General features: G+C 44.2%; 23 protein-coding genes, 10 tRNA genes and 2 rRNA genes. 6 read left to right on the top strand and 29 right to left on the bottom strand.

Going from position 1 to position 24,017, the window contains the following annotated elements:
* The first annotated feature begins 167 nt into the window (after positions 1–167).
* Positions 168–1,403 (top strand): MFS transporter, encoded by a 1,236-nt coding sequence (locus tag GLV98_RS18010; protein ID WP_160917426.1) that lies wholly within the window; start codon positions 168–170, stop codon positions 1,401–1,403.
* Here the strand turns inward: GLV98_RS18010 and GLV98_RS18005 are convergent.
* The 8 genes from GLV98_RS18005 to GLV98_RS17970 form a co-directional block, all read right to left on the bottom strand.
* Positions 1,335–2,141, bottom strand: a complete 807-nt coding sequence (locus GLV98_RS18005) for a helix-turn-helix domain-containing protein (RefSeq protein WP_160917425.1) — start codon at positions 2,139–2,141, stop codon at positions 1,335–1,337. The genes GLV98_RS18010 and GLV98_RS18005 overlap by 69 nt on opposite strands.
* On the bottom strand, positions 2,138–3,379 hold the full coding sequence (locus GLV98_RS18000; RefSeq protein ID WP_160917424.1) for an MFS transporter: 1,242 nt from the start codon (positions 3,377–3,379) through the stop codon (positions 2,138–2,140). Before GLV98_RS18000 ends, GLV98_RS18005 begins: the two co-directional genes overlap by 4 nt.
* A complete protein-coding gene (locus GLV98_RS17995; RefSeq protein WP_160917423.1) occupies positions 3,376–4,425 on the bottom strand; it encodes an ArsR/SmtB family transcription factor in 1,050 nt (349 codons plus the stop codon). The genes GLV98_RS18000 and GLV98_RS17995 overlap by 4 nt, the downstream gene beginning before the upstream one ends.
* A 150-nt stretch (positions 4,426–4,575) precedes the next feature.
* Positions 4,576–5,343 carry a GNAT family N-acetyltransferase gene (locus GLV98_RS17990; RefSeq protein WP_160917422.1) on the bottom strand — a complete coding sequence of 256 codons (768 nt, stop codon included), beginning with the start codon at positions 5,341–5,343 and terminating at the stop codon, positions 4,576–4,578.
* Between the two features lie 248 nt (positions 5,344–5,591).
* Positions 5,592–6,545, bottom strand: coding sequence for a thioredoxin-disulfide reductase (gene trxB, locus GLV98_RS17985; RefSeq protein ID WP_160917421.1), 954 nt, complete (start codon positions 6,543–6,545; stop codon positions 5,592–5,594).
* A 102-nt stretch (positions 6,546–6,647) separates the two neighbouring features.
* On the bottom strand, positions 6,648–7,070 hold the full coding sequence (gene arsC / locus GLV98_RS17980) for an arsenate reductase (thioredoxin) (RefSeq protein ID WP_160917420.1): 423 nt from the start codon (positions 7,068–7,070) through the stop codon (positions 6,648–6,650).
* A gap of 27 nt (positions 7,071–7,097) precedes the next feature.
* The gene (locus GLV98_RS17975; RefSeq protein WP_160917419.1) at positions 7,098–8,393 is read right to left on the bottom strand and encodes an arsenic transporter; all 1,296 of its coding nucleotides are present in this window, start codon (positions 8,391–8,393) and stop codon (positions 7,098–7,100) included.
* Between the two features lie 12 nt (positions 8,394–8,405).
* Entirely contained in the window at positions 8,406–8,753 is a 348-nt protein-coding gene (locus GLV98_RS17970) for an ArsR/SmtB family transcription factor (protein WP_160917418.1), read from the bottom strand.
* Positions 8,754–9,256: 503 nt separating this feature from the next.
* Between GLV98_RS17970 and GLV98_RS17965 the strand changes: the two genes are divergently transcribed.
* Positions 9,257–9,574, top strand: a complete 318-nt coding sequence (locus GLV98_RS17965; protein ID WP_160917417.1) for an ArsR/SmtB family transcription factor — start codon at positions 9,257–9,259, stop codon at positions 9,572–9,574.
* Positions 9,575–9,853: 279 nt separating this feature from the next.
* Complete coding sequence (locus GLV98_RS17960; RefSeq protein WP_160917416.1) at positions 9,854–10,726, top strand: permease; 873 nt, start codon at positions 9,854–9,856, stop codon at positions 10,724–10,726.
* Positions 10,727–10,879: 153 nt separating this feature from the next.
* On the opposite strand, the gene GLV98_RS17955 is transcribed toward GLV98_RS17960, so the two are convergent.
* The gene (locus GLV98_RS17955) at positions 10,880–11,206 is read right to left on the bottom strand and encodes a four-helix bundle copper-binding protein (protein WP_160917415.1); all 327 of its coding nucleotides are present in this window, start codon (positions 11,204–11,206) and stop codon (positions 10,880–10,882) included.
* Positions 11,207–11,330: 124 nt separating this feature from the next.
* On the opposite strand from GLV98_RS17955, the gene GLV98_RS17950 reads away from it, so the two are divergent.
* On the top strand, positions 11,331–11,633 hold the full coding sequence (locus tag GLV98_RS17950; RefSeq protein WP_337193775.1) for a phospholipase: 303 nt from the start codon (positions 11,331–11,333) through the stop codon (positions 11,631–11,633).
* A 461-nt stretch (positions 11,634–12,094) separates the two neighbouring features.
* Positions 12,095–13,243 carry an FtsW/RodA/SpoVE family cell cycle protein gene (locus GLV98_RS17945; RefSeq protein WP_160917413.1) on the top strand — a complete coding sequence of 383 codons (1,149 nt, stop codon included), beginning with the start codon at positions 12,095–12,097 and terminating at the stop codon, positions 13,241–13,243.
* Between the two features lie 76 nt (positions 13,244–13,319).
* Here the strand turns inward: GLV98_RS17945 and GLV98_RS17940 are convergent, their stop codons facing one another.
* The 7 genes from GLV98_RS17940 to sigW all read right to left on the bottom strand — a co-directional run bounded on the left by GLV98_RS17940 (position 13,320) and on the right by sigW (position 20,919).
* The gene (locus GLV98_RS17940; RefSeq protein ID WP_160917412.1) at positions 13,320–13,856 is read right to left on the bottom strand and encodes a hypothetical protein; all 537 of its coding nucleotides are present in this window, start codon (positions 13,854–13,856) and stop codon (positions 13,320–13,322) included.
* Positions 13,857–13,977: 121 nt separating this feature from the next.
* Complete coding sequence (glmS, locus tag GLV98_RS17935) at positions 13,978–15,780, bottom strand: glutamine--fructose-6-phosphate transaminase (isomerizing) (protein WP_160917411.1); 1,803 nt, start codon at positions 15,778–15,780, stop codon at positions 13,978–13,980.
* 494 nt (positions 15,781–16,274) lie between these two features.
* Positions 16,275–17,624, bottom strand: coding sequence for a phosphoglucosamine mutase (glmM, locus tag GLV98_RS17930; RefSeq protein ID WP_160917410.1), 1,350 nt, complete (start codon positions 17,622–17,624; stop codon positions 16,275–16,277).
* 58 nt (positions 17,625–17,682) lie between these two features.
* Entirely contained in the window at positions 17,683–18,678 is a 996-nt protein-coding gene (locus GLV98_RS17925) for a CdaR family protein (protein ID WP_160917409.1), read from the bottom strand.
* Positions 18,671–19,483, bottom strand: coding sequence for a diadenylate cyclase CdaA (gene cdaA, locus GLV98_RS17920; protein WP_089652931.1), 813 nt, complete (start codon positions 19,481–19,483; stop codon positions 18,671–18,673). Before cdaA ends, GLV98_RS17925 begins: the two co-directional genes overlap by 8 nt.
* A 200-nt stretch (positions 19,484–19,683) precedes the next feature.
* Positions 19,684–20,340 (bottom strand): zf-HC2 domain-containing protein, encoded by a 657-nt coding sequence (locus GLV98_RS17915; protein WP_160917408.1) that lies wholly within the window; start codon positions 20,338–20,340, stop codon positions 19,684–19,686.
* Positions 20,341–20,355: 15 nt separating this feature from the next.
* Complete coding sequence (gene sigW, locus GLV98_RS17910) at positions 20,356–20,919, bottom strand: RNA polymerase sigma factor SigW (RefSeq protein WP_160917407.1); 564 nt, start codon at positions 20,917–20,919, stop codon at positions 20,356–20,358.
* Positions 20,920–21,080: 161 nt separating this feature from the next.
* On the opposite strand from sigW, the gene GLV98_RS17905 reads away from it, so the two are divergent.
* Complete coding sequence (locus GLV98_RS17905; protein ID WP_160917406.1) at positions 21,081–21,275, top strand: aspartyl-phosphate phosphatase Spo0E family protein; 195 nt, start codon at positions 21,081–21,083, stop codon at positions 21,273–21,275.
* A gap of 11 nt (positions 21,276–21,286) precedes the next feature.
* Here GLV98_RS17905 and rocF read toward each other — a convergent pair whose 3' ends face one another.
* The 13 genes from rocF to GLV98_RS17840 all read right to left on the bottom strand — a co-directional run.
* Positions 21,287–22,189: an arginase gene (gene rocF / locus GLV98_RS17900; protein ID WP_160917405.1), complete on the bottom strand. Its 903-nt coding sequence runs from the start codon at positions 22,187–22,189 to the stop codon at positions 21,287–21,289.
* Between the two features lie 333 nt (positions 22,190–22,522).
* Positions 22,523–22,595, bottom strand: a tRNA-Ala gene (locus tag GLV98_RS17895).
* Positions 22,596–22,598: 3 nt separating this feature from the next.
* Positions 22,599–22,673: transfer RNA gene (locus GLV98_RS17890), tRNA-Gly, on the bottom strand.
* A gap of 16 nt (positions 22,674–22,689) precedes the next feature.
* Positions 22,690–22,762, bottom strand: a tRNA-Lys gene (locus GLV98_RS17885).
* Between the two features lie 184 nt (positions 22,763–22,946).
* Positions 22,947–23,021 (bottom strand) — tRNA-Gln (locus tag GLV98_RS17880).
* 109 nt (positions 23,022–23,130) lie between these two features.
* Positions 23,131–23,216, bottom strand: a tRNA-Tyr gene (locus tag GLV98_RS17875).
* A gap of 16 nt (positions 23,217–23,232) precedes the next feature.
* Positions 23,233–23,308 (bottom strand) — tRNA-Thr (locus GLV98_RS17870).
* A 12-nt stretch (positions 23,309–23,320) separates the two neighbouring features.
* A tRNA-Val gene (locus tag GLV98_RS17865) sits at positions 23,321–23,396 on the bottom strand.
* A gap of 6 nt (positions 23,397–23,402) precedes the next feature.
* A tRNA-Glu gene (locus GLV98_RS17860) sits at positions 23,403–23,477 on the bottom strand.
* Positions 23,478–23,498: 21 nt separating this feature from the next.
* Positions 23,499–23,570: transfer RNA gene (locus GLV98_RS17855), tRNA-Thr, on the bottom strand.
* A 3-nt stretch (positions 23,571–23,573) separates the two neighbouring features.
* Positions 23,574–23,648: transfer RNA gene (locus GLV98_RS17850), tRNA-Asn, on the bottom strand.
* Between the two features lie 43 nt (positions 23,649–23,691).
* Positions 23,692–23,805: ribosomal RNA gene (gene rrf / locus GLV98_RS17845) — 5S ribosomal RNA — on the bottom strand.
* 90 nt (positions 23,806–23,895) lie between these two features.
* Positions 23,896–24,017: ribosomal RNA gene (locus GLV98_RS17840) — 23S ribosomal RNA — on the bottom strand; the annotation flags it as partial.

Here is a 24,017-nt window from a genome sequence, read left to right as displayed (position 1 = left end):
CTATGGGACGTGTGGGACAGGTGAGACCCCGGAAGGCGTAGCGTGAGGAGGCTCACCGCCCGCCCCATGGAAAGCGAACTGTTTTACCGGAGCCCCTAAACTCCAACAAACATCTCGAAACTGAGTCTTCAAGAATAGGGTGCTTTACTGAAAAAGGAGGAAAGTTCATGTATCGATCCTTATGGAAACAAAAGAATATACGCTATTACTTGATGGGGGGAGGTGTTTCGAGGCTTGGAGATGTGCTGTCTGCGATGGCTTTTCTTTTCCTCGCTTATGACATGACAGGGTCAAACGTCCATACGACTGGAGTGGCACTGGCCGAAACCGTGCCGTACTTGCTCTTCGGTTTGATAGGCGGAGTAGTTGCTGACTCTTTCCCACGTAAAAAATTACTTATCCGGCTGGATTTGCTTCGTGTGCCTCTCCTGTTGTCAATCAGCCTCTTACATGGCTTCACCCTGCTTACCTACCCCGTATTGATCATCGTCAGTTTTTTAGTACAGACGATCGGATGCTTTTTTAATCCTGCACACCGCGCTGTTCTTCCAATGGTAACGACAGAAGACGAACGGTCAGCAGCTAACAGTCTCTACGACACGATCACACGCGGGGTAACGATTCTAACTCCACTCATATCTATTACTCTATTGAACACGGTCGGTGTCATCCACTTTTTCACTTTGGATGCCTTCACATATTTGATTAGCGTTTACTGTCTGTCTCGACTCACCTTGGAGGAGCCTTTGAAGAAGAAACAGACGATTCGGTTCATTTTTCTATCCATTAAAGAATTCTTTCTATGGATGGTGGAACAATCCACAATTCGGAACCTGTTTTTCTTTACATTTTATACGGTTTTTCTCAATACCTGGGTTTGGCAGGTAGGATTGCTGTTAGCTCTTGAAGATGTAAGCACGAAAAGTGAAGAGTGGTACAGCGGGATTCAAGGTGTTTTCGGAGCTACGGTCATCCTTACGAATATGGTGCTTCCTTTTTTTATTAAACGATTTTCGCTCTACCATTATGTCGTCGGGGCTGCAATCTGGGGGTCTGGAATCGCTTATTACGGCTTCTTTTATGGCGTGGGACACTTTTTCATCGGTTGTATTATCGTGGGCATCGGCATGCCGGTGGCAAGTCTTGCTCGTGTGTTCATCATACAGTCTTATGTTGCGGAAGAAAAAATGGGAAGAGCGTTCAGCACGAATGCTGTCCTTTTATATGCTTCCAATACGCTCTCCTTGATGCTTTACGGGTTTTTATCCGCCTACATCCCCATCCAGTGGCTGATGTTTTCGAGCGGAGCGATGATCGTCTTGGCCTGTCTGCTTCTAGCGACGGTTCATTTTATAAAACTCTCGAAACTGCGTCGGCGTTTTCTGATAGATTCTTTTAAATAGATGATTGTATGTCGTCATACTGGAAAATCCATGTTCCAAGGCAATGGATAATACGGAATCCTCCTTATTCATCAAAGATGACTGGCTTCGGAAGAGTCGATAAACCTGCAGCCATGAATAAGGGGAGAAGCCGGTCTCTTTTTTAAAAGCATGAGAAAACTGATACTTGTTCATATGGGCGACGGCAGCCATGGCATCTAGAGACCAAGCTTCTGAATAGCTTTCTCTCATCGCGTTCATTGCCCTGTGAACAGGTTCCCGCCCGTGAACAACCGGCCATTCTACCTGATGAGAGCCTGGACCATATTCCATCAATAAAACCGCGAGCTGTGTAAGACTATGATCCAAAAAGAGATCCGCTCCCTCTCCCTTTTGGTAGAAAAAGAAATCCCGCACGAAATGAGCCCACTGGTTCAAGTGTGGGTGTTTATAACTTAGCGTAGCGAATTCGACCTGTGATCGTGTAGCAGAGCGCTCCGTCACCGCTTCCTGTAACAATTCCGGGCGAATTTCCACAAGGAACTTTTCCTTTGCCGCACTAAGCTGTTTATGTTTATGGCAAGGATTGAAAAGAAGAAACCCCTCTTGCTCTATTGAAACATCCCCTTGGGGCGTCTGATAGAGACCTTTTCCAAAGGGAGAAAAGATCAGCTTGTAGCAATCATCCGTCCGCCAATCCCTTTCTCCAAGATAATCCGTCCGTTTCAAGATTAACCCTTGATCATGACTCCAAATCAATGGGGCACCTCCTCTCGATCTATCTTTTTCAAAGAAGGATGCAAGTATATGAAAGAAGCGATGGTGGAGACACTCCCGCCAATAGCGATGGTCATGGTTGTGCTTATGTATTCTCCGGTGATACCAGCCACCAAAGCAGCTACCGGCATCAACGCCCACGTCATGAACCGGCTTGTCGCCTGCACCCTTCCTAGTAAGTGTTCCGGCGAAAGCTTTTGTCTTAACGTTACAATACATGGACTGCTGATGGAAGCACAAATCGTTCCGACAGCGTTCAAAAGGGCTAGAGCAAGGAAAGATTGATAGAAGCTGAACAGGATAATGGAAAGGCCTCCGAGTGCGCCACACCCAAACAATAGGGTGCGATAAGCAACCCTGGTCCTGAGAATAGGAGAAAGCACCGCTCCTCCAATAGCCCCTAACCCGCCAATGGAAAGAAGCCAACCGATCGAGATTCCTGAAAAACCAATCTCAGCTTTCAAATGAACGATCAACATGGTCAAAAAAAGAGTTGTACCAAATACAGAAAAAAACATGGCGATATTTGTATAGAGAAGAGGTTTCTGTCGAATCACAAAGCGGAACCCCTCCCTCATGTCCTGGGTGAACGAACGCTTTTCCCTTTGCATCCGCTCCGCTTCCAACCGCAAACTCCAAACGACCAGAAAACCGATGAAGAAGGAAAGACTATTTAAGATCATCCCGACTCCGGGATTGTAAAGGGCCACAATCCAACCGCCGAGACCCGGAGCAAGGAAAACCGCCGTATGAAACATTCCTGTATTCAGTGAATTCATAAGGTCGAGATCCTGCTTTCTTACGAGTTTCGGAATCGATGCAAACTGAGACGTCTGATAAAGCTGTCCAAGCACACCAATCATGAAGGCCGCCGCGTAGATAGCATGGATGGTAATCATTCCATAAAGAAACAACACCCCTATGCTCCCGAGTAATAAAAAACGGAAGAAGTCACAAAAGAGTAGAATCCGCTTCCGATTCAGCCGATCAGCAAGCACCCCCGCGAGCGGCTGTAACAAAACTGGTACCCGTTCAATCGCAGCAACAATCCCCATACTGAGAGGAGAACCGGTAAGAGCCAGCACCATCAAAGGGAGCGCAATCAAATAGATCTGATCTCCGAAAAAGGAAACTAGATTTCCTCCGATAAAACGTAAGGCCTGATGATTGGACTTGAATGACGTTTTCTCCTTGGACTGCCATACTTCCGTACCGTTCATTTTTCTTCTCCCAAAAATAACTCCAGTTCCTTCGGCAGCATTTCCCACACCCGTGGGCTAACGTGATAACGCGGACCATAAGCGACGATAAGTCGTGCGGATTTCAACAACTTCAAATGGTGGTAGACGGTTGTTTTACCCATCCCAATCTCCTCGGTCATCTCCTTCAGGGTGCGCCCTCCATCCATCAAAATCTTCAGCATACGTAAACGACTCTCATCTCCAAGCGCCTTGAACTTCTGAACGAGCATTTGATCCGGAACATACGGGTCATTCGGATGGATGCTTTCATTGGCTACAGGGTAATAGAAGATTTTTGTCCCTTCAATATCGGCTTCCACATTCCACGGACGGTAGATGAAATGAGGAATCATGATAACTTTATAAACACTGGGTTCCGGTACGTAACGAATCCCATGCGTTGCCCATTCCACAAAATCCTCCGCTTCAAATTTCTCCAGCCGCTTATTCTTGAATAGAGCATCACGTTCTAGAATGCCTTTAAGTTTCACCTTATCCGGCTCGATCACCGATTCATACCACCCTGTCATCACCTCTTGGATATGGTTCTTTAAGTAACTCACTTCCACCTGACTTATGTAGGCAATGTAACGTGGATAAAAAGCATTATCTTTAGATGCATCCTGAAGCCGCGCCACAGCCTCCTGATTTCCTTGAGAAGCAAGCTTTCGATCTTCTTGATACTCTTTCCCTAGATAAGGAATAGCGATGTAACGTAATTCCGCTTCATCTAATTCATTTATAAAATCATTGAATTCCTCAACCGAATCCATGTCCCTTTCATGAAGCAGAAGCAAGATTGTTTTCCAAGTGTTCTTTTTCTGGACCGTTTCTAAATGAGTCAACATTTGCTTAGACAACGTTGATTTAAGAGTCTTCCATTGTTTATCGGTATAGTCCAGCGTGTCCAGCAACTGTTCGTTCGTGATAGCAGCGATTCCAAGTGCCGCTTCCCACAAAAGGGAATGCTTCACTTCCACCTGATACGTTTCTCTTTTTCTTGAACTCATAGAAAATACTTCCATTTCATCACCTCTTGCAATCATTCTATATTTATAGAATGATAAATTCAATATATATTGTATAAGTTATCAGATTATTATCACAAAAAACTTCCACAATAAAAAACCACCTCGAAAGGTGGTTTTCCATTATCTGTATGACCTGGTACACCATTATTTAGGAGAAAGCATCCCATAGGTGTATGCAAGGAGCTGAAAGTCGAGTCTTTCTAATATGGGGCGGCTCATCGGTCTCGCATCAACCGTAAGGAAAGAGTAACCGTGCGCGTGTGCTTTCTTTGCCCTGGCCGCTACAAGATCTTTGTAGTACCCTCGTCCACGGTAGTCTGGTTGTGTGGCACCACCCCATAAGGAAGCAAAGGAGGAGCCTTTCTCCAAGTACATCCATGCACCACTGACAAGCTGACTTCCATCATAAACCCCATATAAAAACAGTTCATCCGGTTGGTTTTGCTTATCTTGCCACAGCCTTTTACCAAGTGACCCATGCTTATCTTGCCAAATCTCATCCATCAAGTGGACGATATCTTTCACACCGTTCTCGTCCGTCATCTCTTTAAGCTCAACAGGGATTTGCCTATTTAATAAACTCTTATCCTTATTCAGGTCCAAGACAAGCAATGCTTCCTCTTCGTCTTCTTCAAATCCCTCTGCAATTAACAGTTCCTTTAGATTAGAAGGAGTATCATAGCTGAATAGCTTCCATTCAAAAGACTGACCTATTTGTTTGAAATACTCCTTCTCTGCCTGAATGACGGACCTTGCGTTATGGTCTGTCAATGCAGAGGCAAGAATAAACCCCCGGTCATCATATTCAGAGATGTGACGCACCACATGAGCCGTTTCCTCTCTTCTAAAACCCGTCGTTTGTGCATTCACTCGAAGCTCCATGTGATACTTGTTCAACAAATCGTGATTCATCTTCCATCCCCCTTATTTTCGGTCATTCACGATTACATTGTATCACCTGCCCATACTTCAGGGATTAACCTTGGCGAAAGTGACCTAATCTGAGAGTACAGTGCCCGTTTCATTGAAAGTGCCCTAATTCCAGTGAAAGTGACTTAACGCAAGGGGAAAGTGCCCTAACGCCCTTCCAAAGTGACCTAACGTATTCCTGGTACAAAAAAGCACCGACCTGTAAGAACAGATCGATGCTTATTCGAGTCTTAAGATAAGTTTTCGCTCCAGTCAATCGTCGCTTCTCCTTCGAGGAAACGCTCCGTATCCATTGCTGCCATACAGCCCGTGCCTGCAGCTGTAATGGCTTGGCGATATTTCTGATCCTGTACATCCCCACAGGCGAAAATGCCTGGAATATTCGTATTGGTTGTACCGGGATCAACGAGAATATAACCTTTTTCATCCATGTTCAGTTTCCCTTTCACGAAATCCGTGTTCGGGTTGTGACCGATGGCAACAAAAATTCCATCTGTCTCGATGATTTCTTCTTCTCCGGACTCATTGTCCTGAACTTTAATGCCACTGATTTTCATGCCATCGGACACCATTTCGACCGGTGTTTTGTTCAGCGCCCAGGACACTTTATCATTCTCTTGTGCTCGTGTCTGCATGATTTTCGATGCGCGGAGCTCATGCCGACGGTGGATGACTTGCACTTCGCTCGCAAATTTCGTAAGGAAGGTCGCTTCTTCCATCGCGGAATCTCCTCCACCGATGATGACGACTTTCTTCCCTCGGAAAAAGAACCCATCACAAGTCGCACATGTGCTGACACCTTTTCCTAGGTTTTCTTTTTCACCTGGAATGCCGAGCATTTTTGCAGAGGCACCGGTAGAAATGATTAACGTTTCCGTCTCCACTTCACCTAAGCCATCGACTTGAAGCTTGAATGGACGTTCTTCCACCTCTACATCAGTCACCCATCCACGCTTGAAAGTCGCGCCAAAGCGTTCGGCCTGCTTTTTCATGTTATCCATGAGCTCAGGCCCCATGATACCATCGGGGAAGCCGGGAAAATTCTCAACTTCCGTCGTAAGCGTCAATTGCCCGCCTGGTTCCGGTCCCTCAATGACGAGCGGTTCCATATCCGCCCTTGCTAAATAAACAGCTGCCGTCAACCCGGCAGGGCCTGTGCCTAAAATAATGGATTTATAAGCCATTCAAACTCCTCCTTCAGCAAAAGGTCTCCTCCTTAGAGGTATAACCCTATTTCCCGCGAGTCATGCCTATTTCCACTATATTTTGCTTCGTTACCGATGTTTTTACTTACCTGTTTCAGCGAAATCCTGGATGCGTGCTTCGATTTCGTCACGCACACGCTGGAAGAAGGCCCACTTTTCTTCTTCCGTACCTTCCGCTTTCGCAGGATCATCGAATCCCCAGTGGAAACGAGTAACGTGTGGAGGCGTCATCGGGCACTTATCGTTCGCATCTCCACAAAGAGTAATCGCATATTCAGCATTGTTCAGAATATCAGGGTCGATGATGTCCGATGTTTGATCGTTAATATCTACATCGACTTCGCTCATCGCCTTAACTGCATTCGGGTTCAAACCGTGCGCTTCAATCCCTGCTGATTTCACCTCATACTTATCGCTCAAATATTTCTTTCCGAACCCTTCCGCCATTTGGCTGCGGCAAGAGTTCCCTGTGCATAGAAAATAGATGACTGGTTTGTTAGACATGTAGCATTTCTCCTTTTTGTGAAAAAATTATAGAATTAATAACCATAAATAAAGTCCGACGAGTGTGATGAATAAGGTCGGTACGGTTAAGATGATTCCCACTTTGAAATAGTATCCCCATGAAATCTTGAAGCCTTTCATGGATAAAACGTGAAGCCAAAGCAAGGTCGCTAAAGACCCGATTGGTGTGATCTTCGGCCCGAGGTCTGATCCGATAACATTGGCGTAAATGAGTGCTTCCCTCATCGTTCCTGACGTATTCGTGTCAGCAATGGCAAGAGCATCAATCATTACAGTCGGCATGTTATTCATGATGGAAGAGAGAATGGCCGCAATGAATCCCATGGAAACGGTCGCCGTAAACAAGCCTTGATCTGCTGTGTACTGGATGACATTTGCAAGGATATCGGTCAAGCCGACATTACGAAGACCGTAAACGACGACATACATTCCGACTGAGAAGAAAACAATGGCCCAAGGCGCTCCTTTAATCACTTCTCCTGTCTGGACAGCCGCACTCCTTCTCGCCATCCATAGGAAAAAGATCGCGACGATTCCGGCAATGATGGATACAGGAATCCCCAAAGGCTCGCTTGCGAAATATCCGATCAACAGAACAGCAAGAACGCCCCACGACATGCGGAACATCTTATCATCCTGGATCGCTTCTTTCGGCTTTTTCAACTGAGATAAGTCATAATTGTCCGGAATACTTTTACGGAAAAATAAGAACAAAACAAGAATACTTGCAGCGAGTGAAAACAAGTTCGGAACAATCATCCGTGACGCATACTCTATAAATCCAATATCGAAGAAGTCTGCAGACACAATGTTCACAAGGTTACTGACGATCAGCGGCAAAGATGTTGTATCAGCAATGAAACCACTCGCCATAATGAACGGCAGAATCATCGCTTCCTTAAAGTTTAAATTTCTGACCATCGCAAGAACAATCGGCGTTAAAATCAATGCCGCTCCGTCATTTGCGAATAGTGCAGCAACCACAGCTCCTAGCAAGGTCACATAAACGAACATACGCTTCCCGTCACCCTTGGCTACACGAGCCATGTGAAGAGCCGCCCATTCAAAAAATCCAATCTCATCTAGAATCAATGAAATAATGATGATGGCGATAAAGGCTAACGTCGCGTTCCAGACAATGTCTGTAACAGCGAGTACGTCCTGAAAATCGACGACACCAAAAATCAAAGCGAGGATGGCCCCAGCACAAGCGGACCAGCCAATCCCAAGGTTTTTGGGCTGCCAAATGACAAAGACGAGTGTAAGTACAAAAATTATCGTAGCAATAAGTGCTAAACTCAAAAAACAATCCCCCTAGCTATCGCATTGGATCCGCAAACCTGCTTTTTCCAATGCTGTCAATTTCTCTTTTTGATCCGGTATTTGTTCCAGAACCTGTTGGATGATAGGGTATGTTGCGTGCTCCCTGTTCAAGGAGTAGAAAATCCACTGCCCTCTTCGTTGCTCTTTAACAAGCCCAGCATCACGAAGCTTTCTCAGATGCTGACTGATCGAAGGTTGACTCATTTGCAACACTTCCACAAATTCACATACACAACATTCACTATCTTTAACCAAACCAAGAATGGTCAGCCTCGTTTTATCTCCTAAGAGCTTCAACGTCTGTGCGGCTTGTTCCAACTCAATGATTGTCTTTTCCATCAGAATCACCTCACCCTTCATCATAATATAAGTATATGCTTATATGTGCAAGAGGAAAACTCAAACCCACTTAGAACATTCAGATGGGGACTTACACCAAATCCTCCCTGAGACGACCTTTATGTCCATTTGAAACACTTCCGAAATCTTATTCATAAGATGGGAAGAAGGATAAATCTTTTCGCTTTCCAATCGTTCAATGAAACGAACATCCTCTCCCAATAGAAAAGCCGCTTGTTCCTTACACATTGACTTAGATTCTCTTAATCGCAGAAAATCTGCACCGTAACCCTTACATGGATGAAGATCAATCATTTCCGTCACTCCTTTGTGTTTGAATATAAGAATATACTTATACAATAATTCCCTAATATAAATTCCATATTAAGAGAATGTGCTTTTATCATTAAATCAAAATTATTTGATTTATTACTTGCTTTTCAGAAAATTAACCCTTACGATTATGATTAATCAACTAATTTTGATTTAAGGAGGACTGTAAAATGAAAGAGATACCCGTTCAGGATTTATACCTGTCAAAAACTTTCCAAACCTACCAGAAAAAATTTAAAGCCTTAGCTGATGATCGTCGGTTACAGATCATGCACCAAATCACCCAGCAAAGAGAAGTGTGTGTCTGTGATCTTTCTGACACCATGGCTCTGCCTCAATCAAAGCTTTCCTACCATCTGAAGATTTTACTGGATGCATCCCTTATCAAGAAAGAGACCAGAGGGACCTGGAGCTATTATTCCTTAAATGAAGAAGAAGTGAATCACTTGTTGTCTGAAGAGTTGTGCTGTCTATTCCGACATGATTGATACAAGGGGCATAAGCCTTTGAGCTCACCCTTGTGTTGGATAATTAATCAAAAAAATTTGATTAAAGGAGGTGTTATTATGTTGTTTACGATAGAAGAATGGAAGCTTAAAAATAATGAAATTATATCGACTGTAAAATCTTTTAACAAGCAATCCCCTTCTCGTATTAAAAGATGGGGGCGGAGCTTTCCAACTCGAAAAAGAAAACCAGAAATCTGCTGTACCTGTTGCTAACTATCTACAATAAATCAACTTTTTTTGATGAAAGGTGCAGGAACTATGTTACAAGAGACGTTACTTAGTTTTATTACCATCGCTACAGAATTAACCATTCTCTTTTTAGGCATCTCTTTTCTTATCTATCTTTTCCAAGGGTTTATACCATATGAGCATATGGAATCGCTCATGGATAAAAGTCCTCCGCTCATAAGTGCAGGAATTGCTGTACTTTTTGCATTCGTTACTCCTTTTTGTTCATGTTCAACCATTCCAATTGTCGTTCACCTCTTAAGAAATCACATCCGCTTCCCTATCGTCATGATTTTCCTTTTTGCATCCCCTGTCTTAGACATCACGATCCTTACTCTTATGACGGCCATCCTAGGATGGAAAGTTGCTTTGTTTTACACACTCATCACGACCACTATATCCATAATCATCGGGTTCCTTTTGCATGGGTTAGGATTTGAAAAACAACTCAAACCTGTAATTTTAGAGAATTATGAGCCTCCCACTTCGACAAATAAAGTGAACATGAGTCAGGCGATTTCAGAAACATGGGTGCTAATGAAAAGTGTCTTTCCATTTCTAATCATTGGAGCAGCCATAGGTGCCTTCATACATGGTGCTGTCCCTGAAGAATGGATCACTCGTTATATGGGAGGCGAGCATTGGTGGCTCGTACCCGTTGCAGCATTATTAGGCATTCCATTATACATTCGTTTATCTACCATGATTCCAATCTCGCAAATGATGATCGCTAAAGGGATGGCTCTCGGACCCGTGATGGCTCTGATGATTAGTTCAGCAGGGGCCAGTCTCCCAGAGGTAACGCTGCTTCACAGTATTTTTCACAAGAAATTGGTCTTCACTTTTGTAGGTTCAGTCATTGCTATGTCTACCCTATCAGGATTTCTTTTCTACATGATTTAAAGGAGGTGAACCTATGAATTTGATTAAAAAACTCTTTGGACAGAAAAAAGAAAAACCTTGCTGTACAGTCGTAATCCAAGAACAAAAAGAAGATAAATGTTGTGCGAAATAAAAAAAGGCGGCCTCTTAATCGCGAGGCCGCTCTTTTTTTATTTATGCAACCTGTTTACAAGCTTCCGCACATTCATAGCAAGCTTTGGCACAATCCTGGCAGTGCTGATGATCATGTTTCTTACATTCATCTCCACAAGCCTGGCAGATTTTCGCGCAAACCCCTGCTAATTCAGATACAAATGGAGAATTTCTAGAAATCGCTTGTTCTAAGTATCCGCAAATATCGGCACATTCACGATCGGTACGAATACATTCGGCCATCATTTTTACGTCTTCCTCTTTTAAACAAGCATCATAACAATGGTTACACGCTTCCATACAAGCATGAAGCTTCTGAATTAGATCTTGATATTTTTCGTGTGACATCAAATCTCCTCCTTGAGTGGTGTTAATTATTATTTATCTCATGAAAGGTTTTTTTAAACATAGGAAGGGTATGTGACCAAGCAAAAAACAGCGCCTCGTCATAAACTATTCTTAGCCAATCTTTATGATGGAGGAGAATCGCATGTATAGAAGAAGAGGACCGGTACGAAGACCCGGATTCTGTGTCTTCCCCGGCTATAAGTACTGTGGACCTGGGTGCAGCGGCCCAGGCCAACCCGTCAACGCCGTAGACGCCGCCTGCAAAGCTCATGATGAATGCTACCGTTATCACAGAGATTACTGCGCTTGTGACCTTGCTTTCATTAATCAGCTTGAAAGATTACAGAGCCCTTATACCCAAGAAGGTCGTCACGCAAGAACATTATATAAATACATGAGAATCCAGCGACTCTTCACCTGTTTCTAAAATATGCTACAACCCAATCACCGTTCTTTTGGTGATTTTTTTATTTGAATGTAAACGATCTTGGATGTGAGTTATTAAACTATATAGCAGGATTGTGCGAGACTCAGTTTCGAGGCTTTTGTTGAGTGGGTGGGGCTGCAGGAGAAAGGAGAAAGGAGATATCCCACAGGACGCAGTCCGAGGAAGCTCGCCACTCCCCCACAGGAGAGCGAGTAGCTTCCCAATCAACCCTGACGGCCAATAACGGCAACGAACCCCAGAAAGCATATCGAAATTGAGTCTTCCATAAAAGGGAGCTTATTCGATACATAAGTGTTACATTTTCATGTCCATGACTGAAAAGATTGCTTTATAATTGAAGAATAAGGAAGAGTTCACTTTTCAAACGTGTTACATGTGCTTATAATAGTCAACAGCACGCTTTTTTTGCTTCGCCAACATGAGAGGATGTATAACCAAAAATGAAATTCGAAGAAAGATTCGATTGGCAGCTCTTTTTTATTATGTGTTGTTTCATAGCCGTCAGCGCAGTCGCTCTTTTCAGTGCCCAGCAAAGCACGCAATATAATGATAACTTTGTACTTAAACAGTTGGTCTGGTATGGACTCGGGGGTATCGTCATCGGCTTTATGCTCCTTGTCGATCCAGAAGATTTCAAGAAGATCAGCTGGTATTTATATGGATTCGGCATCATTCTATTAATCGCTTTGATCGTCGCTCCACCATCCATCGCCCCCGTCATCAAAGGTCAGAAGAGTTGGTTCGCCATGCCGGGATTGTCTTTACAACCTGCAGAGCTTGTAAAGATATTCACCATTCTTGCCCTTGGAAGGATAGCCGTCGATCATAATCAAAAGCACCGCTCCTCGTTGAAAATGGATTTATTCCTGTTGTTGAAATTAGGTGCAGTTACCGGACTACCGGTTCTTTTGATCATGCAGCAGCCCGATTTAGGGACAAGCCTTGTGTTTATCGCCATACTAGCAGGATTCGTCCTGATCTCAGGCATCTCCTGGAAGATTATTTTACCGATTTTCACCTTCATCTCAGCGCTTGGAACGGGGCTCATCTGGCTTGCACTAAAAGCACCTGAACTCCTTGACCGCTATTTAGGTGTGAAGGAGTACCAGCTCGGTCGTATCTACTCCTGGTTCCAGCCGACCAAATATGAAGACTCTTCCGGATATCATCTCGTCAAAGCAATGAGGGCAATCGGTTCCGGACAGCTGTATGGAAAAGGGTTTGGTGAAAGGGAAGTTTACTTACCAGAAGCCCAAACCGACTTCATTTTCAGTATCATCGCAGAAGAATATGGCTTTCTCGGATCTTGTATTGTCATCATCCTGTTCTTCCTGTTGATCTACCGCTTCACGACCATCGCTTTTAAAGCGAATAGCAATTACAGCGCGTATGTAATGGTTGGGATTATCAGCATGATCGCATTCCACGTTTTCCAAAATATCGGAATGTCAGTCCAGCTACTACCGATCACGGGAATTCCGCTGCCATTCATCAGTTATGGAGGAAGTGCTTTGCTCGGAAACTTGATGGCGCTCGGAATTGCTTTTTCAATATCCTATCACCATAAGACCTATATGTTTGGAGAATAGCGAAACACCATATAAAAGGGGACGTTCTTGGAACGTCCCCTTTTGTTTAACCTTAAAGGATACCCTACTCCCTTGATCAATCACTGTCGATGGAATTGGCGATTTCAACTAACTGATCAGGGAAAAATTGATTTGAAACGCGTTGATCCATACTCAACCTATACTGCCATTGCTCCGTTTCAAAAATAAAAACGTGAAAACCGGGGACTTTCACGAAAACCCCTTTTTCTCCAGTCTTCAACCTCACCTGTTCTATGATCCGCTTTTCATGAATAAATAGCTTTTGTTCTGCCGGCCGGATGTCCACATTATAGTGATTCTCAGGTACATGTTCATTCAAGTACTCCACATTTAATTCCACATTCTCGTTCCCACCTAACCGATGAACCCTGGCTAATACGTGTGTAAATGCCAATGACGGAAGTTTCTTAGGGAGATACACGTTCATTTTCGTATGTTGTTCAAATTCTTTGACGGCCTCATCCAGAGACTTATATCCATATTCAGCATAGAAATCTTCAAGGGGTTGGGGCTGATCGACTTGGGCGTGCAAGGGCGTATGGACCATCCACAAGCAGGTGATGAACACTAAAACCATGGCATATTTTTCCATAAAACAAACACCCCTAACGGCATCGAATAGACTTATTTTCCCCAGGTTGTCTTTCCCCCATACAGATTCAAGAAAGTTAAAAAAGCTGACATCCTCAAGGGGATGCCAGCTTTTCAAGTCATTATTCTACTGTAACACTCTTCGCAAGGTTACGTGGTTTATCAACATCACAGTCACGGTGAAGCGCTGCATAGTAGGAAATCAGCTGCAATGGAATGACAGAAACAAGTGGTGTCATAAGGTCATGCACTTGTGGAATGACGAAAGCATCGCCATCTTTATTCAAGCCTTCCATGCTGATAATCATACTGTTTGCGCCACGCGCCTCTACTTCCTGGACATTTCCACGGATGGAGTAGTTGACGTTTTTCTGTGTTGCAAGGGCAATGACAGGTGTACCATCTTCAATGAGAGCGATCGTACCGTGCTTCAATTCACCACCAGCGAAGCCTTCCGCCTGGATGTAAGAGATCTCTTTCAACTTGAGAGACCCTTCCAATCCGACATAATAATCGATGCCGCGGCCGATAAAGAAGCAGTTACGAGTCGTAGATAGATACTCGCGTGCCAAGTCTTCCAACTTCTCTTTTTGATCAGTCAGGGCTTCCATCGTCGTCGCCACGATTCCAAGCTCCTGCATTGGGTCGAAATCAAGTTCTATGCCCTTCGCACGCGCTGTATCAACAGCTAGAATGGCAAGAACAGCCATTTGTGCTGTATAAGCTTTTGTAGAAGCTACAGCGATTTCTGGTCCTGCGTGCAGGTGCATCGTATAGTCTGCTTCACGGGAAAGGGTGGACCCTGGCACGTTTGTAATCGTCAGTGCCGGATGACCAAGTTCTTTTGTCTGGACAAGGACAGAACGGCTGTCTGCCGTTTCACCACTTTGAGAAATGTAAACAAACAACGGTTTCTCAGAAAGAAGTGGCATGTTGTAAGAGAATTCACTAGCTACATGAACTTCTACTGGAATGTTTGCGAGTTTTTCAATGAACTGTTTACCTAGAAGTCCGGCATGGTAACTCGTACCTGCAGCGATGATGTAAATACGGTCGCAGTCTTTCATCGCTTGGCGGATTTCAGGATCCAGCTTGATCTCGTCATTCTCATTTTGGTATTCTTGAATGATTTTACGGATGACGAACGGCTGTTCATCAATCTCTTTCAGCATAAAGTGAGGATACGTTCCCTTTTCGATATCCGTTGTATCCAATTCTGCTGTGAATGGTTCACGCTCAACTTTTGTACCATCGGGCTTTTGAATTTCAACACCATCACGGCGAACGATGACGGTTTCTTTATCCTCAAGCTCAAGGAATTGATCGGTTACGTGAAGAGCCGCCATGGAATCACTGGCTACAACGTTGAAGTCATCACCGATTCCAACTAACAGAGGGCTCTTATTCTTAGCGACAAAAATCGTATCAGGATTTTCGCGATCGATCATTGCAATCGCATAAGAACCAGTCAGAAGTTCGACAGCTTTACGGAAAGCTGCAGCTACATCGTTCATCTCATTATTCAGCACTTCCATCAGTTGGACGATGATTTCCGTATCTGTTTCACTCTTGAACTCCACGCCGCTCAAGTACTCGTCGCGAACGTCCACATAGTTCTCAATGACACCATTGTGAACGATTGTGAAGCGTCCGGAAGTACTTTGATGCGGGTGCGCGTTTTCTTCACTAGGAGCGCCGTGTGTAGCCCAGCGTGTGTGTCCGATGCCGTGTGTCGCTTTGACACTTTGATCGACAGCTTCTCTAAGAGAAGCGATACGACCTTTTACTTTCGTCACTTCTACACCATTCTCATTTAATGTCGCAATACCAGCTGAATCATAACCGCGGTATTCAAGCTTTTCCAAACCATTCAATAAAATCTCTTTCGTATCATCCTGTCCGATATATCCTACAATTCCACACATAATTGTTGTCCTCCTGTTATTGGAGAAGGGCAACGAATGCTCCGTAGATTTCAAAGGGGCTTTCCGCTGCCCCTCTCCCGTTATTCTTTCTTTGATCACTTCGTCCTGAATGTTTTGTTCGGAAAGTCACCTTCCCGTTTTACATTCGGACATGCGGTTGAAGTGTGGCAACCGGGAGGCATCCGCCGAAAACTCGATGAACCTCCACCTCGTCAACTGTGTTCATTTTCAGGCGTAACACACAGTCCTGGCGCTTTATAAACAAGGAATGACCTCGATCCTCCTTAACTATTTCAAAATAAAATCCTTTTGTCTCATTTCCGATTAGAAGGCTTCTCAAACATGGAAAACGACAATTTTTTCAAGGACATGTTCAATTGTACACAGACCTCTCAGATCGGTCAATAAAAATTGTAACCGTTACAGAAATGTAAGGGCTCTGTAATAGGATATGCGCAGATCACCTCCATGTGCGACCTGCGCAAGCCCTGAAACTATTCCTTTAAGCCAAGCTCTTCTTCAACGACTTGGACAACTTTATCACAATACTCTTCGCATTGTTCTTCCGTGGGTGCTTCCACCATAATCCTAACTAGAGGTTCTGTACCAGAAGGACGTACGAGAACACGTCCGCTATCTCCCATTTCCTCTTCTACGGCTTGGATAGCTTCCTGGATTCTAGGATGAGTTTGAACTTTATTTTTATCAATGACACGGACATTCTTCAATACTTGAGGGAACTTTTCCATTTCACTGGCAAGCTCTGAGAGTGGTTTGCCCGTTTCTTTCATAACATTGACCAATTGAAGAGCCGACAGCATGCCATCGCCCGTCGTGTTGTGATCAAGGAAGATGATATGTCCGGATTGTTCCCCACCAAGGTTATAACCACCGCGACGCATTTCTTCCATGACATAACGATCCCCAACGGCCGTTTTATCACTCTTCATGCCATTCGCTTCTACTGCTTTGTAGAAACCAAGGTTACTCATAACTGTAGAGACCACTGTAGAGTTATTCAATGTACCATTTTCATTCATGTGCTTGGCACAAATGTACATGATTTTGTCTCCGTCCACGATGTTCCCTTTTTCATCAACCGCAATTAGGCGGTCGCCGTCTCCATCAAAGGCAAGTCCTACATCCGCTTTCTTCTCTTTCACAAGGTCCTGCAATGGCTCAGGGTGTGTAGAACCGACACCGTCATTAATGTTCAGACCATCCGGGGATGATCCAATCGAAGAGATGTCCGCTTCAAGATCTGCGAATAAGTGGGAGGCTAGTGATGAAGTCGCTCCATGGGCACAGTCGAGTGCGATGTGGAGTCCTTCAAAATCATAATCCACGGTTTGCTTCAAGTGCTGCAAGTACTTCTGTCCGCCCTCGAAGTAGTCATTAATCTGACCAAGATCCGATCCTGACGGCCTCGGAAGATCATCTTGCTCTGCATCAATCAATGCTTCAATCTCCTGCTCTTGATCATCGGTCAATTTAAAACCATCTGGACCGAAGAATTTGATGCCATTATCTTCAACAGGGTTGTGGGATGCGGATATCATAATTCCCGCTTCCGCCTGCAGCGCTTTCGTTAAAAAGGCTACCCCTGGTGTAGAGATGACACCTAGACGCATAACCTCTGCTCCAATCGACAATAACCCGGCAGCCAATGCGCCTTCAAGCATCTCACCAGAGATCCTCGTGTCACGTCCAATTAAAACTTTCGGTCGCTCGACACCTTTTGTTACGACATAACCGCCGTAACGGCCAAGTTTGAATGCAAGTTCTGGTGTTAATTCCTTATTCGCGACGCCTCGTACGCCGTCCGTGCCAAAATATTTACCCATAATCATTCGACCTCTCTTTCTATACTTTCCATTGATCTATGTTTTCACGATATATACGTTATGGTTGATCTGTGTCGCTTCCGTCATTTCCTGCTTCACCTTCAACGACTTCAATATCCACTTCAATCGTTTCCGGTTGGACGGAAGTGACTCCTTCAGGAAGCGGAATATCGACTTCGACGGTTTGATTTTCTGTCACTTCTGATACATCGACTGGTACTTCAGGAAGTGACTCAATGCCATCAAGTACTTCCTTAGGTCCTGAAATGGTGACTTCCTCTGTTTCCGTACTGACCGATTCAATCAGTACCCCTTCTGTATTCCCCCCACGAGCGGCAACATTCAATGGGACGGTTTTCGTGCGGGTGGCGATCGGAACGGATACATTCACAGTCGTTGGATCTACGAGAACATTCAACTCATTCCCCTGATTATCATAAACCTTAACAGGAGCTTCCTGCGCTTCAATCGACTCCGTGGCCCCTCCGACATCAATGATCGCTTTCACAGAGGCTACTCGCTCAATGACCGACGAGGCCCCCGTTATGGCAACTTCTGAAGGATCCACTTCTGGTTCACCAAGCTCAAGCGCACTATCCAGGTTTCCTTGGTTGATATAATCAATGTTCACTTCATATTCTTCCGTCACTTTTTCCTCAATCGTCACTTCAATGATTTTAGGGTCGAGCGTGACTGCAAGCTGATTGGATATCCCTGAGTGCTGTAAGGACACCTCATGTGTACCCGGTCCGAGACCATTCAAATCTACAAAAACCGTAAAGTTCTTTTGTCTGGAAACAGGAGCCACAGCAGAGGTCGGCCCCTCAACAGAGACGGATACTTCTTGCGGGATTCCACTGACCACGTATTCTTCACTATCAAACCTGATTTCGAGTGGGATGTTTTCCATTACTTCCATATCAGAGGATGACTGGTTGAAGAACAAAGAATCAGAGTCCATATTGTTATCGACATTCACCGTCACCCAAAGAAGACCAGCAAGCATAAGGGATATAATTCTTATAAACCAAATACTTTTAAACCAATTATCCATTCTTCTTCCCCCTCCAGTTCCAGCTTTTCACCGCAGGGGCGGAATAATCCAATTCTGTACGCAAGATCTCTTCCAGTTTCACTTGATCAAGGTCTCGATGCAATTCCCCGTTCTTCGTACAGGAAATCGCTCCTGTCTCTTCAGATACGACGATTGTTAATGCATCTGTCACCTCACTGATTCCCATGGCTGCTCTGTGCCTTGTACCGAGCTCCTTCGAAATGAAAGGACTCTCTGAAAGCGGGAGGTAACAAGCAGCAGCAACAATTTCATCATTTTTAAGTATAACCGCTCCATCATGGAGAGGCGTGTTCGGTATGAAAATATTCGTAAGCAATTCACTCGACAAGTGTCCGCCGACACGGATGCCTGTCTCTACGTAATCCCCCATACCTGTATCACGTTCAATCGTAATCAATGCACCGATTCGCCGTTTGGCCATATAGTTACAGGACTTGATGATCGCCTGTAAAGTTTTCTCGGTGTCTTCTTCTTCTGAGGTATTCCTGCTGAAGAAGCTTCCTCGTCCAAGTTGTTCTAAAGCTCTTCTGAGTTCAGGCTGGAACAATATGATAATCGCGAGGAAACCCCACGTAATCGCTTGTGACATCAGCCACCTTAATGTGGTCAGTCCAAATAAATTACTCAATAACCATATACCCAGAATAACGAAAATACCTTTTAATAACTGAACGGCCTTCGTTCCCTGGATCAGCATGATTAATTTATATACAACAAACCAGACAAGGGCGATATCCACAGTAATCAAAAAATAATCTAAAACATCCAATCCCCCATCAAGCATGCCTACACTTCCTTTTAGATATAATAAACCTTAAAAATTCACATTTACCATTATATCACATAACCTTTCCTGTATATATGGAGAACATACCATCCTAACGACAGACCTACCAGTTCTCCACCAATTTGGTTTGTTTCAGGGAAGCTTATGCTCATTCTATTCAAAAAAATAAAGCAAGGAAGCGCAGGCTTCCTTGCTTTCTAATCCGATTCAAATGAAAAGATCGCTTTGAATGTCTTCTTCGTATGATACCAGACCCATTCGTAAACCTGGTTCACTTCAGTCAATTCCCCTGAATAGGCACGGAGGTTATTACGGTCCAGCCCATCATCCGTTTCCACATTTTCAGAAGGATCATTGATGATATCCCCATTGATAAGGGTGATATCCCCATCGACTTTCCCGTCGATCCTCAAATCCCCGTTTCTTACGACAAGATCCCCTTCAACGGTAACGCCTTCCGGTACAATGACCGTGTGATCACGTATTTCCAGATTCTCTTGCTTGGATACCGTCACTTGCTGGTCCTGATTCCATTCGGTAAATATACCACCGAACATCAATAAGAAAAAGACGGCAGCAGCTGTAAGCAGCGGATGTCTTTGCAACTTACGAAGGTAGTTCTTCCTTTTCTTCTCTTTTGGCAAATTCGCCATCACATTGGCAGTAAATCGTGGCGGCGCAGATACAGGTGTCGTGTTTTTGATCAATGTCGTCGTTTTCTTTAGTTCATGAAAGTGATCTTGGCAGGATTGGCAGCTTTGTAAATGATCTCTCAGTCGTCTCTCTTCTTCTTTATTTAATTCGCCATCTAAATACTTATGCATAAGTTCAACGGCTTCTCTCTTGCAATTCATTCCCTCTCAACTCCTTCACACATGTCGAAGCCTCTTACGTAAAGCCTCTCTACCTCGGTGAATCCTCGTCTTAACAGTCCCTACTGGAATCTCCAATACCTCTGCAATTTCTTGAAGAGCAAGCTCATCTAAATAACGAAGCACGATGACGCTCCTATACTTAGGTGGAAGTGCTAATATTTCCTTGTGGATGTATGACTGTAGTTCAAGGCTTTCTACTTCTTCTTCCGGTAGAGCTTGGTCGGCAGCTAATTGCGAATACATGTCTAATCCTTCCGTCCCCTTCACTTCTGCATCCAGATGATAGTCCGGCTTTTTTTTACGGATTCGGTCAATCGACAGATTCGTTGCTATCCGATACAACCAAGTGGAGAATTTCCTTTTCTCATCGAACGTATGGAGATTCGTGTAGGCTCTGATAAAGGCTTCCTGGGCCAGGTCTTCAGCTTCATACGAGTTCCCAACCATTCGCAGACAAATATGAAAAACTTTATTCTGGTAAAAAGAAACAATGTCTTCGAAAGCGGATTGATTGCCCTTTTTCACTTCTTTTATTTTTTGCTTAATCATGGTTTCCATCTTTTCATACCTCCGCTATACGTGCGGTCGATAACCTTTACGGATGACCTCGCCACAAAGTTTCATAAATTTAATATTTTTTTAGCTAATATAAGTTTAACTTTTTTTAGTATCGGTTATAAAGCTGTAAATGTAAAAAATTTCTTAGGAGGAAATTTAATATGAAGCGAGTGACCGCTTTGAAGAAAGAAATCGAAGCTTGTCGTGTGGAAATGATTCGTTTAGCCAGTCTCCATAAGTTGAGCTCGCCGGAAGTCGTACGAATGAGTGTGAAATTAGATAACCTGTTGAATGAATATGATGAAGTAACCCATAAAAAACAGCAACCCACTTTACAAAAAGCGGGTTACTGCTAAGAACCGTTCATTTATTTCAAGCTCTCACCAAATAGAGAACCCATCAAACCTACCGCTACGCTAGCGGTTTTATTTTTTTCATCAAGAATTGGATTTACTTCTACGAATTCCGCCGATGTGATCATCCCTGACTGATGAAGCATTTCCATCGCTAAATGGCTCTCACGGTAGCTTAGGCCACCCATAACAGGTGTTCCTACGCCAGGAGCTTCATTAGGATCCAATCCATCAAGGTCTAAGCTTAAATGAACCCCATCCGTACGGTCTTTCAAATAATCCACCGTTTCTTCCATCACTTGCGTCATCCCCATACGATCCACTTCGTGCATCGTATAGACTTTGATACCCTTCTCTTCAATCAGCACTCTTTCTCCTTCATCAAGAGAACGAGCTCCAATAATCACAATATTTTCTGGTTTAATCTTCGGCTCATAATCATGGATACTCGTCAGTTTTTCGTGGCCGACCCCTAAGCTTACAGCAAGTGGCATTCCATGAATGTTACCAGAAGGCGAGCTGTCGGCTGTATTCAAATCGCCGTGAGCATCATACCAGATGACACCAAGGTTCTCATAATGTTTCGCAACTCCTGCCAGAGTCCCCATAGCAATACTATGATCTCCTCCGAGCACAAGTGGGAAACGTTTATTTTCTACTACTTCATCAACCGCTTTTGCAAGACGGCGACTACCCTCAGCAATTTCATTCAAGTTACGTAAATTATCCTGTTTTTCATCTGTATTCTGTTTTGGACGAGGAATCTCAATGTCCCCTAGATCTTCAATGTTATATTTCAATTGCTCTAGACGTTCAACCATACCCGCATAACGAATAGCACTTGGTCCCATATCCACGCCTCGGCGCATCTGCCCAAGGTCCATAGGTACACCGATAACTGAAAGCTGTTTATTCATCAAAGTTCCTCCTTTTTTCTCTACTATAATTGTATCCGTTTTTCCTGTTATGACTCAACTGGACATGATTGTGTATATATATACGATAAATAGTATGAAAACGTATGTAATCATGCATGTTTACAAGGTTTGAAACCTTTTCCCATATAATGGGACTTAAGCTGTGCATAGGGGCAACGTCACAAATTTTTTTGACTATTAACCAGATGAGAGTGTCGAACCTTTTGAAATGTACAGCGAGAAATATAGAAATGATAAAACCAGGATTCTAAATGCAAGAGGAAGAAACTTAAAAAAAACCTGACATCAATCGTTGATGTCAGGTTTATAGAGTGGAGCCTAGCGGGATCGAACCGCTGACCTCCTGCGTGCAAAGCAGGCGCTCTCCCAGCTGAGCTAAGGCCCCATATGGAGCGGGAGACGGGATTCGAACCCGCGACCCCCACCTTGGCAAGGTGGTGTTCTACCACTGAACTACTCCCGCATATAAAATTAAAAGATGAGCCATGAAGGATTCGAACCTTCGACCCTCTGATTAAAAGTCAGATGCTCTACCAGCTGAGCTAATGGCTCATATGAAAAATGATGCTCGTTATCTTATAAGCAAAGTGCTCGTCACGTTGATAGATTTTCTCGGTGAAGCATACGCTCCTCGCAAAGCCTACAATGAAGAAATTCCAATGATGCTTACGGCTTCTCTACCAGCTGAGCTAATGGCTCATAATATAATAACATCTAGTATAACATCTTTAAAAAATGGCTGGGCCAGCTGGATTCGAACCAGCGCATGACGGTACCAAAAACCGTTGCCTTACCGCTTGGCTATGGCCCAACAGTTACAAAAATAGTATATACCATCTAAAGATCATTATACAAGGAATGTTTATTTTCATAAAAAATAGCTGATCATGGATGTCAGCCGTTATAGTCAATGAAATAAATGGTGGAGGGAGTAGGACTCGAACCTACGAACCCGATGGGAGCGGATTTACAGTCCGCCGCGTTTGGCCAACTTCGCTATCCCTCCACTTTGACTAAATAAGTGGTGCCGGCCAGAGGACTTGAACCCCCAACCTACTGATTACAAATCAGTTGCTCTGCCAGTTGAGCTAGGCCGGCTTATGAAATTAATGGTGGAGGATGCAGGGTTCGAACCTGCGACCCCTTGCTTGTAAGGCAAGTGCTCTCCCAGCTGAGCTAATCCTCCGATAAGTGGTGACCCGTACGGGATTCGAACCCGTGTTACCGCCGTGAAAGGGCGGTGTCTTAACCACTTGACCAACGGGCCATGTGTTTGATAGTTTCTCAGAGCTTCCAGCCGGATTTGAACCGGCGACCCCTTCCTTACCATGGAAGTGCTCTACCACTGAGCTATGGAAGCAAGTGGCTCCAACGGTAGGATTCGAACCTACGACCGATCGGTTAACAGCCGATTGCTCTACCACTGAGCTACGTTGGAATAATGTTCATTCATCAAAAGCATCAATAAGGAAAGAGAATCAATGTGGCGGCGTCCTACTCTCACGGGGGTAAACCCGACTACCATCGGCGCTGAAGAGCTTAACTGCTGTGTTCGGCATGGGAACAGGTGTGACCTCTTCGCCTTCACCACCACATCAATATAAAGTTTGAGGTGAACCCTCAAAACTGGATAAGGAAACATCTTTTATGAAAAGCAACTGTCATTCACGAATGATTATCATCAGATAGATAAGTCATCGATCCATTAGTATCCGTCAGCTCCACGTGTCACCACGCTTCCACCTCGGACCTATCAACCTCATCGTCTCTGAGGGATCTTATTTGCTTAAAGCAAAGGGAAATCTCA

The organism is Halobacillus litoralis, from assembly GCF_009856415.1.
Lineage (GTDB): Bacteria > Bacillota > Bacilli > Bacillales > Halobacillaceae > Halobacillus > Halobacillus litoralis_C.
Note: the sequence above shows the minus strand (reverse complement) of the source record. Positions and strands in the feature narration are given on the sequence as shown.